Source organism: Polaromonas sp. (assembly GCF_016185115.1).
Taxonomy (GTDB): Bacteria; Pseudomonadota; Gammaproteobacteria; order Burkholderiales; family Burkholderiaceae_C; genus Polaromonas.
The window spans coordinates 16,941-29,014 of the sequence record NZ_JACPOF010000023.1 but is presented as its reverse complement, the minus strand read 5'-3'; the positions used below and the strand labels follow the sequence as shown (position 1 = coordinate 29,014).

Below are 12,074 nucleotides of genomic sequence, written 5' to 3'. Positions count from 1 at the left end.
ATTGACTGGCCCAACCTTTGTTTGTACATCGGATTGGCATTTTTTGCAGGAGTTAGGCTTTGACAAAAACAGTCTTGATCACAGGCGCTTCACGCGGCATAGGCGCGGCCACAGCCTTGCTCGCGGCGCGCGAAGGCTACGCAGTCGCCGTCAACTACACCAGCAACTCAATGGCCGCCGATGAAGTCGTGCGACAAATACACGCAGGTGGCGGGCAGGCCATCACCGTGCAGGCCGATGTGGCCAATGAAGCGCAGGTTGTGGCCATGTTTGAAATGGTCGACGCCCGATTTGGCCGCCTGACCGCGCTGGTCAACAACGCTGGTGTGGTGGACGTCAACACCCGGGTGGACGGCATCACACTGGCACGACTGCAACGTATGTTCGAGATCAACGTGTTCGGCTCATTCCTGTGCGCCCGCGAAGCCGTCAAGCGCATGAGCACACGCTATGGCGGCCAAGGCGGCGCCATCGTCAACGTGTCGAGCGCCGCTGCACGTCTCGGCTCACCAGGCAGCTATGTCGACTACGCAGCCGCCAAAGGCGCCATCGACACCTTCACGCTGGGCCTGTCGAAAGAAGTGGCGGGCGAAGGCATACGCGTCAACGCCGTGAGGCCGGGCATCATTGAAACGGAGATTCACGCCTCGGGCGGCTTGCCAGACAGGGCGAAGGACATGGCACCGCAACTGCCCATGCAGCGTGCGGGTACTGCGAATGAAGTGGCCGAATCCATCATCTGGCTGTTGTCTGAAAAATCCAGCTACACCAACGGCGCGCTGCTGGATGTGGCGGGAGCCCGATGATTGTGGCAGTCGTCAACACAAGAGCAGCCCAAGGCAAGCAGGGGCCGCGGAACTGGCTTTGCCAGGCCGCAGGCGCAGCGGCCCCCTCGGGGGGCAGCTGGTTATTGGGGTCAGACGCCAATTTCGTAGCGGTGCAATGCACCGCACCCTGCGGGCAAGCCGAAGGCTTGGCGAATTTGGACTCTGACCCCAAAAACCAGCGTGGGGGCTAGTATGGACTTCAAACCGCTCATCACCCTGCTCGCCATCGTCAACCCGCTGGCCATCGTGCCGTTTTTCATTCACTACACGCAGGGCTTTTCACCTGCGCAGCGCAAACGCACGATTGGCATTTCATCGTTCAGCGCCTTTCTGGTGATTACGGTCAGCGCAGTGCTGGGCCTGAAGATCCTCGACTTCTTCAGCATCTCGCTGGCGAGCTTTCAGGTCGGTGGCGGCATGCTGCTGCTCATCAGCTCAATGAACATGCTGAACGCGCAGCCCGCTGAAGCGAAAGCGCACACCCACGAGATGGAAGACGGCGCAGAAAAAGCCGCCATGGGCGCCAGCATTGCCGTGGTGCCGCTGACGATTCCGCTGCTGACCGGCCCGGCCACCATTTCAACCGTCGTCATCTACGCGCAGAAGGCACAGACGGTTTTTCAGCTCGGCACGCTGGTGATTTACGGTGTGGTGATTGGCCTTGCAACTGCGGTCTGCTTCGCACTGGCCGAACCAATTGCACGCGTGCTCGGTAAAACCGGCATCAATGTGATGACACGGCTGATGGGCCTGATACTCGCTGCGCTCGCCGTGGAAGTGATGGCTGACGGGCTTGGCAAGCTGTTCCCGATACTTCGAACCTGATCCTGTCACGCATGGCGCCGCCCCACATCCTGCTCGTCGAGGACGACCCTGCGATTGCCAGATCCATCATCTACGCGCTCGAGCGCGCTGGCCTGTCCGTCACCCATTGCCTGCTGCTCAAAGATGCGCGCCAACAGCTGCAGGCCAGTCCGCCGCAGCTGCTCATTCTCGATGTCGGGCTTCCCGACGGCAGTGGCCTGGACCTGTGCCGCGACGTGCGCGCGGGCACGGCAGCAGCCAGCAGCCTGCCGGTGCTGATACTGAGCGCCCACGGCGAAGAGATCGACCGCGTGCTGGGACTCGAACTGGGCGCGGACGACTACGTGACCAAACCCTTCAGCACACGCGAGTTGCTGGCCCGCGTACGCAGCATGCTCAGGCGCACCCGCATGCCGGCGTCTGCACCGACCAGGGCGGACACAGGACCGTTCGAGATAGACACCGCCGGCCAGCGCGTGAGCCTGCACGGCCAGGTCCTGAGCCTGACGCGCCGCGAGTTCGGCCTGCTGGCCGACCTGCTATCGCACCGCGGGCGCATCCGCTCGCGCAACGAGCTGCTCAACGCCGTGTGGGGCGCCGACTCCGACAGCACAGACCGCACGGTCGACACGCACATCAAGACGCTGCGCGCCAAGCTGCTTGCCGTCAGCCCGGAGCATGACCACATCGTGACCCACAGGGGCATGGGCTACTGCATCGAGGCCTGACATGCGTCTCGGCATACGTCTTCTCTTCGGCTTTTTCCTGGTCACAGGCCTGGCGGCTTTCTTTACCTTGCGCGTGTTCATGGTCGAGGTAAGGCCCAGCGTGCGTGAGGTGATGGAAGACATGATGGTGGATACCGCCAATATCCTGGCCGAACTGGCAAGCGACGATCTTTCCACCGACAAGATAGAGTCAGGGCGTTTTGCGACCCACGTGCGCAGTTATGCGCAGCGGCCCATAGACGTGCAGATATGGGGCATGGCCAAACAGTCGCTCGACTTTCGCGTCTACGTTACGGATGCCACCGGCAAGGTGGTGTTCGACTCTGAAAACCAGGCCACGGGGCAGGACTATTCACGCTGGCGGGATGTGGCGCGCACCCTGCGTGGCGAGTACGGCGCACGCGCCACACGTGAGGTGCAACAGGACGACCGCACCTCGGTGATGTATGTCGCCGCGCCCGTCACACATGAGGGCAAAACCATAGGCGTGCTTACGGTCGCCAAGCCCATGTCGACGATACAGGCCTTCATCGACAGGGCAGAGCGCAAGATTTTGCTAAGCGGCCTTTTGTTGCTGGCTCTGTCGCTGGCCATTGGTGTGGCCGTGACGCTGTGGGTGGTGTGGAGCATTCGCAAGCTGCGCCACTATGCCAACGCAGTCGGCCAGGGCGCCAAGCCGGCGGTGCCGCAAATACCGGGCGAGCTGGGTGAGCTGGCCATGGCAGTTGACGCCATGCGCCTGAAGCTTGAGGGCCACGAGTACATAGAAGGCTACGTACGTGCACTGACGCATGAACTCAAAAGCCCCCTGGCCGCCATTCGCAGCGCGGGGGAGCTGCTGCAGGACGAACTGCCCGAGCAAGCGCGACGCGACTTTGCGGGGCAGGTGCTTGACCAGTCCGGCCGCCTTCAGGCGCTGGTGGACCGAATGCTCGAGCTGACGAAGCTCGAGCAACGCCACGCACAGGTAGAGCGCGAGCGTCTTCTTTGGTCCGATTTTCTCAAGCCGTTTGTAGTTGCAGCCCAAAGCACCAGGCTGCGGCACACTCTTGAAGTCGTGGTGACGCCGGAAGATGCTGGCGTACATGCTGAGCCCGGCCTGCTGGCGCTGGCGCTGAGCAACCTGCTGGAGAACGCGTACTCGTTTGCGCCCGAACGCTCCACCATCACGGTCGAGGCCGGCCGCAACAAGGTCGCTGTGCAGGACCACGGTCCCGGCGTAGCTGACTATGCCTTGCCACGACTCGGCGAACGGTTTTTCTCCACTGTCCGTCCTGACGGGCACAGCAAAGGCTCCGGGCTTGGCCTGGCCATCGTCCGGCAAATCATGCTGCTGCACGGGGGCAGCATGGTGGTTCTCAATACGCAGCCCGGGCTGCGCGTCGAGTTGCATTTCTGATACGGCCTGCGCGTGTGGGGTGGACATCATGCAGCCACCTCAACCACGTGCCGTGTGGCACTTGAGGCTTCGCCCTTTTCCGTCGACTTGAATCTGGCATACCAGTCAACACGGCGCGTTAGCGTCATCACAAACGCAAGCACTGCGAACAGGGTCACAGCACCCAGAAGCAAGGCCGTCTGCTCCATGCGCAGCAATACAAACAGCATGCCGTAAAGCATCGCAATGCCCGCTCCAAAAGGCAGGCCGCGTGACCAGCGGCCCAGCATATGGCTGGCGTAATAGGTCAGCAGCAACACGCAGGCCGCAGATGCCACGGCATAAGCCCTTTCAAACGGCATGTGCTCGGACAGGCTGACCAGCAGCAAAAAGAACATGCTCATCGCAGCACCGACCAGCAGGTACTGGATGGGATGCACGCGCAGTGCCTTCATGAATTCAAACAGCCCCACGGCGAGGAAGGTGAGGCCTATAAACAGCAGACCGTATTTGGTGGCTTTGTCGCTGAGGGCATAGGTGTTGGCAGGGTCTATGAAGCTCACGCCGAAGGCCTCGGTGCAGTTGCCGCCCGAAGCGGGGCCGGCATCCCCTTGTGACGAACAAATGCCACGGCCGTCCGCTACTGCCAACTGGGCACTGCTTGCCAGCGTGCTTACTCGCCAGTTGGCGCTGAAGCCGGCTGCGCCCACCTGGCGATCCGCAGGCAGGAATTGTCCGTTGAAGCTTGGGTGCGCCCAGTTGGACTCCAGCTTGACCACGGTGTCTGCGCCCACCGGCACGACGGACAGACGCTCGGTACCCACCAGTTCAAGGTCGACGACAACGTCGAGCGGCGATTGCCTGGCTGCGCCTCCCGGCAGTGGCGCGTGGACGCCTCGGGGATACGCATTCCACAGGGTTCCCGGCTTGAGCGTTACCGCCTGCCCGTCCATGGTCACCTTCGCATGCCGGACACCACGTGCATCGGAGACAGACACAACCAGCAAGGGCTGGCCGCAACTGACACGCGCGTTGGGGTTTTTGGCGACAGGTGTGAGCGCCCTGAAGTCAGGCCACTGCGCCGTGATTCTGGTCTTGAGCTCGAAGACCTGAACGGCGTGCAGGCCCCGGGCGCGTTCTTCCAGTCTCGCATTTCCGCCAACGTTGAGGCTCGCCGGCGCTGCCACCACGGTGAATTCACGCCGGCCATTTTTGGCCTTGTCTTCTTCCTTGTAAGCCCATTCCTCGGTACATGCCATCTGCACCAGCGGTCCGGTCAGGGTCTGCGCACCGGCCAGGCTTCTCGCAACACCGTCGACCGCGGCCTGCCGGTATGTCTGGCGGTCGTGAACGATGCCGCTGATATAAAACAAGCCCATCAGCAGCAGCAGAAAAACGCCCCCAAGCGAAACCAGTTTGTGTTTCATTTCCCATTCCTTTCGTGTTGAAGGAAGGGAGTTTGCAAATCGGTTGTGAAGCCGCGATGAGGTCTTGACCCCGCTTGTGAAGCGAATGTGAAGTGAGGCGCCTTCCGGCGGCCTATTTTTTCTGCAGCAACTTCACCAACTGGTTGCTGGTATTGCGCAGGCGCTGGGCCATGAGCTGCGTGATCTTGACCAGCAGCTTGGCACCTACGCCCGGATGGTCGCGGATCAGCAGTGCGATTTCCTTGCGGCCCAGCACGCCGGCCTCCACCTGCTCGATGGCGGTGCAGCTCGAATAACGCGGTTCGTTGTCGAGCATGGACATCTCGCCGACCGCTGCCCCGCGCTGGATCACGGCTACGCGTGAAGTGCTGACCTCGGGTTTTCCGTCTGCCCCCAGCTCTTCGTTCTTGATCTCTACCCGCTTGGTGACATCTACCGTGCCTTTGAGAAGCAACAGCATCCACTCGCCTGCGTCGCCCTCGCGTATCAGCACCTGGCCGGGTTCGGCACGGACCATCAGCATGGCCTGGCCCAGTATGTCGGCCTCGGCGGGTGTCATGTCCTGCAGCAGGGGCGACACGTTCAGCAAGTCCTCACCGTAACCCGACAGCGGGCCACACGCGCCGACGACGGTCAGGCCTGCGTCCTGCAGCTGCTCCTGGAGCGGCCGGAGCTTGAGCGTTTTGCTTCCGGCAGGCGAGCCCGCACCTTCCTGCAGGACTTCACCTGCAGTGCGGACGTCTAGCGCGCCGGGACTTGCTGCAGCCACTGGTCTATCTCTTCGATGGCAGCGTCCGTGGCCGCCGTCAGTGCTCGCACGCCGCCGGGCGCATCTGCGCTTGACGCGGGGCGTTGCACGATCACGCTGCGCTGGGCCAGCAGCTTTTCGCCGGCGGGGGTCACGTCTATCAGTGTGGCGCGCATGCGTATCAGGCCCACGCTGGTTTGCGGCGCGGTGAACAGGTGGCTGAACTCCTGCAGCTCGATCTTCAGCACACGCGGTAGAACGGCATTCTGGCTGCGGTTGAGCGCCGCGCTTTCGCCGGGAGTGAAAACAGTCCGCCTCTGGCTTAACTGCTCACGCAGGCGCTGGCGCACCAGCTGCGCGGGCGGCATGCTCCAGCGCGCCTGCGAGTAGGGGCGCAGTTGCTGCTCATCTGAATAGGCCAGGCGATAAAGCACCGACATGTTTTCAATCGCGCCGCCGTAGGTGCTGACGTCATCAATCGCCAGCGGCGGCAGGGACGCCTGCCGTGTCGTCGGCTGGGTCGCCAGCGGGCCGGGGCCGAAGTCATACATCAGCGCGCGGGTGGGCTTGTCGGGCAGGGCAGAGCAGCCCGCAAGGGCTGCCGCCACGCAGAGGGATGTGAAAAGGTGGACTGGTTTCATGGCTTGACCCTTCATTTTTTCGGTGCCGGGGCATTGGGTGCCTCAGGCCTGAAGCCCGGTTCACCCGGACCGGCCAGCGGTGGACCATTGCCGAAGATCAGCGACTGCGGGTTGTCGTCCACCGCATTGACGGTACGGCGCAACTGGCGCATGGTGCGCGAGGTTTCTTCAGCCACTTCACCCAGCTTGGGCAGGGTGGCGGCGCTGAAGGTTTCAACACCGGCAGCCAGTGCCGCGCCTCCTTCGGCGAGTTTGTCGAGAGGGCCGCCCTTTTCATTCAGGCGTCTGGCCGTCACGCCGACTTCGTCGCTGGTGGTGCGGATGGACTTGAGCGTGGCAGAAGTATCGCGCGACAGCGCGGGCAGTGAAGCGACCGTGGGCTCCAGCCCCCTGGCGAGCTTGTTGATGCTGCCCGCGGCCTCGCCGAACTGCGTGACAGCGGTAGTCACGGCCTGCTGGTTTTCGTCGGACAGCATTTTGTTCAAACGCACGCTCGCCTGCTCGATCTGGTCCATGATGACTTCGCCGCGCTTGAGGAGCTTGTCGAGGCCACCGGGTTGCAGCGGGATGCGCGGCGGGTCGTCGTCGTTGGGCACCAGCCGCTCCTTTGAGCCGCCCTTGTCATCCAGCTGGATGAAGCCAAGGCCCGTCACGCCCTGCGAGGCCACCGTGGCGAACACCGATTTGGTGATGGGCGCGCCGCGCTCTATCGACACACGCACCAGCACATTGCCCTGGATCTTGTGGTCAAAACCGATGAAGTCGACCTTGCCCACAGGTACGCCGCGAAAGCGCACCGCAGCCTGAGGCTGCAGGCCGGAGATGATTTCACCGGTACTCATTTCGTAGATATCGCGCTCGGTGTTGTCGCGCATCAGCCAGATCGCCAGCAGCCCCAGCAGCGCCGTGACCACGATGACGAATGCGCCAGCAACAAATGCGTGTGCCTTGTTTTCCATTTTGAAAACCTCTCTTTGCTTTCTCTGATCTACACCGCAAACGGATACTCTCTCAAGAGCTCCATCGCGCGCTGTCCCCGTTCCCCGAGGAAAAATTCATGGATGAAGGGATGGGGGAAAGCCACCACTTCCTTCGGCGCATCGTTGACGATGACCTTCTTGTCGGCCAGCACGGCGATGCGTGTGCTCAGCTCAAACAGGGTGTCCAGGTCGTGCGTGACCATCACCACCGTCAGGTCCATGTCGCGGTGCAGGGCGCGCAACAACAAACAGAAGCTGTCCGAGCTTTCAGGGTCGAGGCCGGCAGTGGGCTCGTCGAGCAGCAGCAGGGGCGGGTCCATGATGAGGGCGCGCGCCAGCGCGACGCGCTTGATCATGCCGCCTGACAAGTCACTCGGCATCTTGTCGGCGACCTCAGGCTTCAGGCCCACCATCTGCAGTTTGACCATGGCGGCTTCGCGTATCAGGTCAGGCGGCAATACTTTCAGCTCGCGCAGCGGGAAAGCAATGTTCTCCAGCACGGTGAAGGCCGAGAACAGCGCGCCATGCTGGAACAGCATGCCCACACGCGTGGCCGCGCCGCGTTTGCCGAGTTCTTCGGCAGGCCGGCCCAGCACGGTGATCTCGCCTTTGGTTGGCTTTTCAAGGCCCAGCATCTGGCGCAGCAGTACCGTCTTGCCGGTGCCCGAACCACCGACCAGCGACAGCACCTCGCCACGCTCGACCGTCATGTCGAGGTCTTTGTGGACGACCGCCTCCTTGTCGCCGTTTTTAAAAACGGTCCAGAGTTTTTTGATTTCCACGACGGCGTCAGTCATGCTTGCCCATGAAAGTTATCGTGAACAATTTCCCGACGGGCCGCCCCTGGGGAAATTAGCCCCTTGAGGGGGCAGAGAGCTACACGCAGTGAGCGAACGTGGGGGCTCAGGCCGCAGCGCCGGGCCGCCCCAAGCAAGGCCAGCCCCCTCGGGGGGCAGAGAGCTACACGCAGTGAGCGAACGTGGGGGCTCAGGCCGCAGCGCCGGGCCGCCCCAAGCAAGGCCAGCCCCCTCGGGGGGCAGAGAGCTACACGCAGTGAGCGAACGTGGGGGCTCATAAATCTATACGCCCACGTTCTTGAACAGCACCGCAAACAATGCATCGACCAGAATCACGACAGTGATCGAGGTCACCACTGACGCCGTCGTGCCCTGCCCCAGGCTTTCGGTGTTGGGCTTGACGCGCAGGCCGTAGTGGCATCCGATCAGTGCAATCAGCAAACCGAACACCACCGACTTGGAGGTCGCGAGCGTGAGGTTGGCCAGATCCACCGCCGCAGGCAGCGCATTGATGAAATAGGACGGCGTGATGTCCATAGCCACCCAGGCGGCCAGCATGCCGCCCACCAGCGCGGCAATCGTCGTCCACACGCTGATCAGCGGCATGGCAATGGCCAGTGCCAGCGCGCGCGGCATGACCAGGCGAAAGCCCTTGGCAATGCCCATGACGCGCATGGCGTCAAGTTCTTCAGTCACGCGCATCACGCCTATCTGCGCGGTGATGGCCGAGCCCGAGCGGCCCGCGATCAGAATCGCGGCCAGCACCGGGCCGAGTTCGCGAATCAGCGAGATGCCGAGGATATTGACGATGAAGGCATCCGCGCCAAACTGCCTGAGCTGCTGTGAGATCAGGTATGCCAGCACCACGCCGATGAGAAAGCCGACCAGCGCCGTGATGGGCAGCGCAGTCGCACCGATGTGATACAGGTGGCCGGAAAAATCGCGCAGCGGCGCCTCCTGCGGATGGCGTATGAGGCGGATGATGTCCAGCAGCAACTGGCCGATCAGCCGCACCAGCGACCTGAGGTGATCGACAAACGAGAACAGGCGTTCGCCCAGGCCGACCAAGGGTGCTCTCCAGTCGGCCTTCGTTTTTTTGACGGGGGTGACCGGGAACTTCGCCACCGTCTCCAGCACGGCGCGCTGGGCGTCTTCAAGCTCTATATTCGCGGGCCATTCGCGGCCCCAGTGATTCCAGAGCAATTGCGCGCCAAGATAGTCGAGCTTTTCAAGCCCGGTGAGATTCCATGAAGAAGCTGATTGGCCTTTATCCAGGCCCTTGAGCTGGGCGGTCAGCGCATCCCATGCCGGCCTGGCCGTCAGGTCGCCCGCCGTCCACGCGCCCTGAACCATCAGGGTACGGCCCTGGGGCGTGTCCTGCTGTTCAATACGGGGAGTGGATGTAGCCATAGACCTCTGGAAAACGGGGCGGGTGCGTGCACGCATGTGCCTGCGCACGGCACAAAATTGCCATGGTAACTGCTGAATGCACAAACCCGGCCAGCCTTTTCGCTGTGGCGACAGCGTCCTACAGCACCGTGCGAAGCACAGCGTTCGGACCGGCCCGACGCCGGTCAGCCCCGCGTTAGCCGTTGCAGGCAAAATGCCTTCGCGCAGGCCGGTTGCCGGCCGCATCACGACAAGACATCGCGACGGGACAACGAGAGACAAGACCATGCAAGCAACGCCAGACAACGACCACGTCTTCGACTACATCATCATCGGCGCAGGCACGGCGGGCTGCCTGCTGGCCAACCGCCTGAGCGCAGACGCCACCAAGAAGGTGCTGCTGATAGAAGCCGGGCGCAAGGACGACTACCACTGGATCCACATCCCCGTCGGCTACCTCTACTGCATAGGCAACCCGCGCACCGACTGGCTCTACAACACCGAGCCCGATGCCGGGCTCAATGGCCGTTCGCTGCGCTACCCGCGCGGCAAGACGCTGGGCGGCTCCTCCAGCATCAACGGCATGATTTACATGCGCGGCCAGGCGCGCGACTACGACGGGTGGGCGCACCTGACCGGCGACATGGCCTGGCGCTGGGAGAACGCGCTGCCGCACTTCAAGCTGCACGAAGACCACCACAAGGGCGCCGACGCCTTTCACGGTGCGCGCGGCACGGCCCCCTCGCTGATGCAGGACAAGAACGTGCCCTACCAGAAGATATTGCGGCACCGCAATGCGGGCGGCGAATGGCGCGTTGAAAAGCAGCGCCTGCGCTGGGACATTCTGGATGCATTTGCCCAAGCCGCGCAGCAGGCCGGCATCCCCGCCACGGACGACTTCAACCGCGGCAACAACGAGGGCGTGGGTTACTTCGAAGTCAACCAGAAGGCCGGCTGGCGCTGGAACACCGCCAAGGCCTTCTTGCGCCCGGCCTGTTATGCGCGGCCCAACTTCGAGCTGTGGAACAGCGCCCAGGTCTGCAAGCTGGTGGTCGAAGACCAGCCCGATGGCAGCAAGCGCTGCACCGGCGTGGAGGTGTGGACGGGCAGCGAGCGCGTCACCGTCCATGCCACGCGCGACTCGGGCAAGGACAGGGGCCTGATCGGCGAAGTCATCCTGTGCGCAGGCAGCATCAACTCGCCGCAGATATTGCAGCTGTCAGGCATTGGCCCCGGTGCGCTGCTGCAGCAGCACGGCATTGCCGTGGTGCAGGACCTGCCCGGCGTGGGCGCCAACCTGCAGGACCACCTGCAGATCCGCTCGGTCTACAAGATTCAGGACAAGAAGGGCTGGGGCCTGTCGCTCAACACCATGGCCTCGTCACTCTGGGGCAAGGCGCGCATAGGCCTGGAATATGCCCTCAAACAAACCGGCCCCATGAGCATGGCGCCATCGCAGCTGGGCGCTTTCACGCGCAGCTCGCCCGACCAGCCTTACCCGAACATCGAATACCACGTGCAGCCGCTGTCGCTGGATGCTTTCGGTGAACCGCTGCACGCCTTCAACGCGTTTACCGCCAGCGTCTGCAACCTCAACCCGACCAGCCGCGGCACGGTGCACATCAAGAGCCCGCGCTTTGAAGACGCGCCGGCGATTGCGCCCAACTACCTGAGCACGGCAGAAGACCGCCAGGTGGCGGCGGACTCGCTGCGCGTGACACGCAGGATCGTCAGCCAGAGCGCGCTGGCGAAATACCAACCAGAAGAATTCAAGCCGGGCGTGCAGTTCCAGACCGACGAAGAGCTGGCCCGGCTGGCTGGCGACATCGCCACCACCATCTTCCACCCGGTGGGCACGACCAAAATGGGCCGAGAGGACGATCCGATGGCCGTGGTCGACTCGCACCTGCGGGTGCGCGGCATCAGGGGCCTGCGCGTGGTTGATGCCGGCATCATGCCGCTGATCACCAGCGGCAATACCAACTCGCCGACGCTGATGATTGCAGAGAAGGCTGCCGAGTGGATTCAGGCCGGGGTTTGATGTCCGTTATGGACTGACATTTAACGCAAATATTAAAAATTTATCGTAAACATTAAAATAATCCCAAAAGTTAATATGGAAGTTAACTTTTCAGGCTTGCAGGCCCATGTTCGCCGCCCTAGCCCGGAAACACACCCGAAAAAAGCCAGTTTTCAGGCATCAAATCGGCCTCCAGACCAATAAATACGCACGTGAGCAGCTACCAAATAGATAGCAAATTGGCTTGTTCAAAGTCAGGTTCACCAGCCAGATCACCGATCCGCACCTGACGCACCAGGCTCAGGAGCCTGCGTGCCGCTGCTATCCTTGCCTGG

The 12,074-nt window shown here is 62.5% G+C and carries 11 protein-coding genes; 5 read left to right on the top strand and 6 right to left on the bottom strand.

Annotated elements, in window-relative coordinates:
- The first annotated feature begins 59 nt into the window (after nt 1–59).
- The 4 genes from HYX42_RS17900 (at nt 60) to creC (ending at nt 3,758) form a co-directional block, all read left to right on the top strand.
- Nucleotides 60–806 carry an SDR family oxidoreductase gene (locus HYX42_RS17900; protein WP_293405603.1) on the top strand — a complete coding sequence of 249 codons (747 nt, stop codon included), beginning with the start codon at nt 60–62 and terminating at the stop codon, nt 804–806.
- Nucleotides 807–1,019: 213 nt separating this feature from the next.
- Nucleotides 1,020–1,652: a MarC family protein gene (locus HYX42_RS17895; protein WP_293405601.1), complete on the top strand. Its 633-nt coding sequence runs from the start codon at nt 1,020–1,022 to the stop codon at nt 1,650–1,652.
- A gap of 11 nt (nt 1,653–1,663) precedes the next feature.
- On the top strand, nt 1,664–2,359 hold the full coding sequence (gene creB, locus HYX42_RS17890) for a two-component system response regulator CreB (RefSeq protein WP_293405600.1): 696 nt from the start codon (nt 1,664–1,666) through the stop codon (nt 2,357–2,359).
- A 1-nt stretch (nt 2,360) separates the two neighbouring features.
- Nucleotides 2,361–3,758: a two-component system sensor histidine kinase CreC gene (gene creC / locus HYX42_RS17885; RefSeq protein WP_293405598.1), complete on the top strand. Its 1,398-nt coding sequence runs from the start codon at nt 2,361–2,363 to the stop codon at nt 3,756–3,758.
- 26 nt (nt 3,759–3,784) lie between these two features.
- Here the strand turns inward: creC and creD are convergent, their stop codons facing one another.
- The 6 genes from creD to HYX42_RS17855 form a co-directional block, all read right to left on the bottom strand.
- Nucleotides 3,785–5,164 (bottom strand): cell envelope integrity protein CreD, encoded by a 1,380-nt coding sequence (gene creD / locus HYX42_RS17880; RefSeq protein ID WP_293405596.1) that lies wholly within the window; start codon nt 5,162–5,164, stop codon nt 3,785–3,787.
- A gap of 112 nt (nt 5,165–5,276) precedes the next feature.
- Nucleotides 5,277–5,933 (bottom strand): cyclic nucleotide-binding domain-containing protein, encoded by a 657-nt coding sequence (locus HYX42_RS17875; RefSeq protein ID WP_293405594.1) that lies wholly within the window; start codon nt 5,931–5,933, stop codon nt 5,277–5,279.
- Nucleotides 5,906–6,553 carry an ABC-type transport auxiliary lipoprotein family protein gene (locus HYX42_RS17870; RefSeq protein ID WP_293405592.1) on the bottom strand — a complete coding sequence of 216 codons (648 nt, stop codon included), beginning with the start codon at nt 6,551–6,553 and terminating at the stop codon, nt 5,906–5,908. Before HYX42_RS17870 ends, HYX42_RS17875 begins: the two co-directional genes overlap by 28 nt.
- Before the next feature lie 11 nt (nt 6,554–6,564).
- Nucleotides 6,565–7,512 carry an MlaD family protein gene (locus HYX42_RS17865; RefSeq protein WP_293405590.1) on the bottom strand — a complete coding sequence of 316 codons (948 nt, stop codon included), beginning with the start codon at nt 7,510–7,512 and terminating at the stop codon, nt 6,565–6,567.
- Nucleotides 7,513–7,541: 29 nt separating this feature from the next.
- Nucleotides 7,542–8,330 (bottom strand): ATP-binding cassette domain-containing protein, encoded by a 789-nt coding sequence (locus tag HYX42_RS17860; protein ID WP_293405588.1) that lies wholly within the window; start codon nt 8,328–8,330, stop codon nt 7,542–7,544.
- A gap of 282 nt (nt 8,331–8,612) precedes the next feature.
- Nucleotides 8,613–9,740 carry an ABC transporter permease gene (locus HYX42_RS17855; protein ID WP_293405586.1) on the bottom strand — a complete coding sequence of 376 codons (1,128 nt, stop codon included), beginning with the start codon at nt 9,738–9,740 and terminating at the stop codon, nt 8,613–8,615.
- Between the two features lie 265 nt (nt 9,741–10,005).
- On the opposite strand from HYX42_RS17855, the gene HYX42_RS17850 reads away from it, so the two are divergent.
- Nucleotides 10,006–11,760, top strand: coding sequence for a GMC family oxidoreductase N-terminal domain-containing protein (locus tag HYX42_RS17850; RefSeq protein WP_293405584.1), 1,755 nt, complete (start codon nt 10,006–10,008; stop codon nt 11,758–11,760).
- The last annotated feature ends 314 nt before the right edge of the window (nt 11,761–12,074 follow it).

Excerpts from the sequence above, each read along its gene's own strand:
- HYX42_RS17895 (WP_293405601.1), top strand. The coding sequence starts at position 1,020 with ATGGACTTCAAACCGCTCATCACCCTGCTCGCCATCGTCAACCCGCTG.
- creB (WP_293405600.1), top strand. The coding sequence starts at position 1,664 with ATGGCGCCGCCCCACATCCTGCTCGTCGAGGACGACCCTGCGATTGCC.
- creC (WP_293405598.1), top strand. The coding sequence starts at position 2,361 with ATGCGTCTCGGCATACGTCTTCTCTTCGGCTTTTTCCTGGTCACAGGC.
- creD (WP_293405596.1), bottom strand. The coding sequence starts at position 5,164 with ATGAAACACAAACTGGTTTCGCTTGGGGGCGTTTTTCTGCTGCTGCTG.
- HYX42_RS17870 (WP_293405592.1), bottom strand. The coding sequence starts at position 6,553 with ATGAAACCAGTCCACCTTTTCACATCCCTCTGCGTGGCGGCAGCCCTT.
- HYX42_RS17865 (WP_293405590.1), bottom strand. The coding sequence starts at position 7,512 with ATGGAAAACAAGGCACACGCATTTGTTGCTGGCGCATTCGTCATCGTG.
- HYX42_RS17860 (WP_293405588.1), bottom strand. The coding sequence starts at position 8,330 with ATGACTGACGCCGTCGTGGAAATCAAAAAACTCTGGACCGTTTTTAAA.
- HYX42_RS17855 (WP_293405586.1), bottom strand. The coding sequence starts at position 9,740 with ATGGCTACATCCACTCCCCGTATTGAACAGCAGGACACGCCCCAGGGC.
- HYX42_RS17850 (WP_293405584.1), top strand. The coding sequence starts at position 10,006 with ATGCAAGCAACGCCAGACAACGACCACGTCTTCGACTACATCATCATC.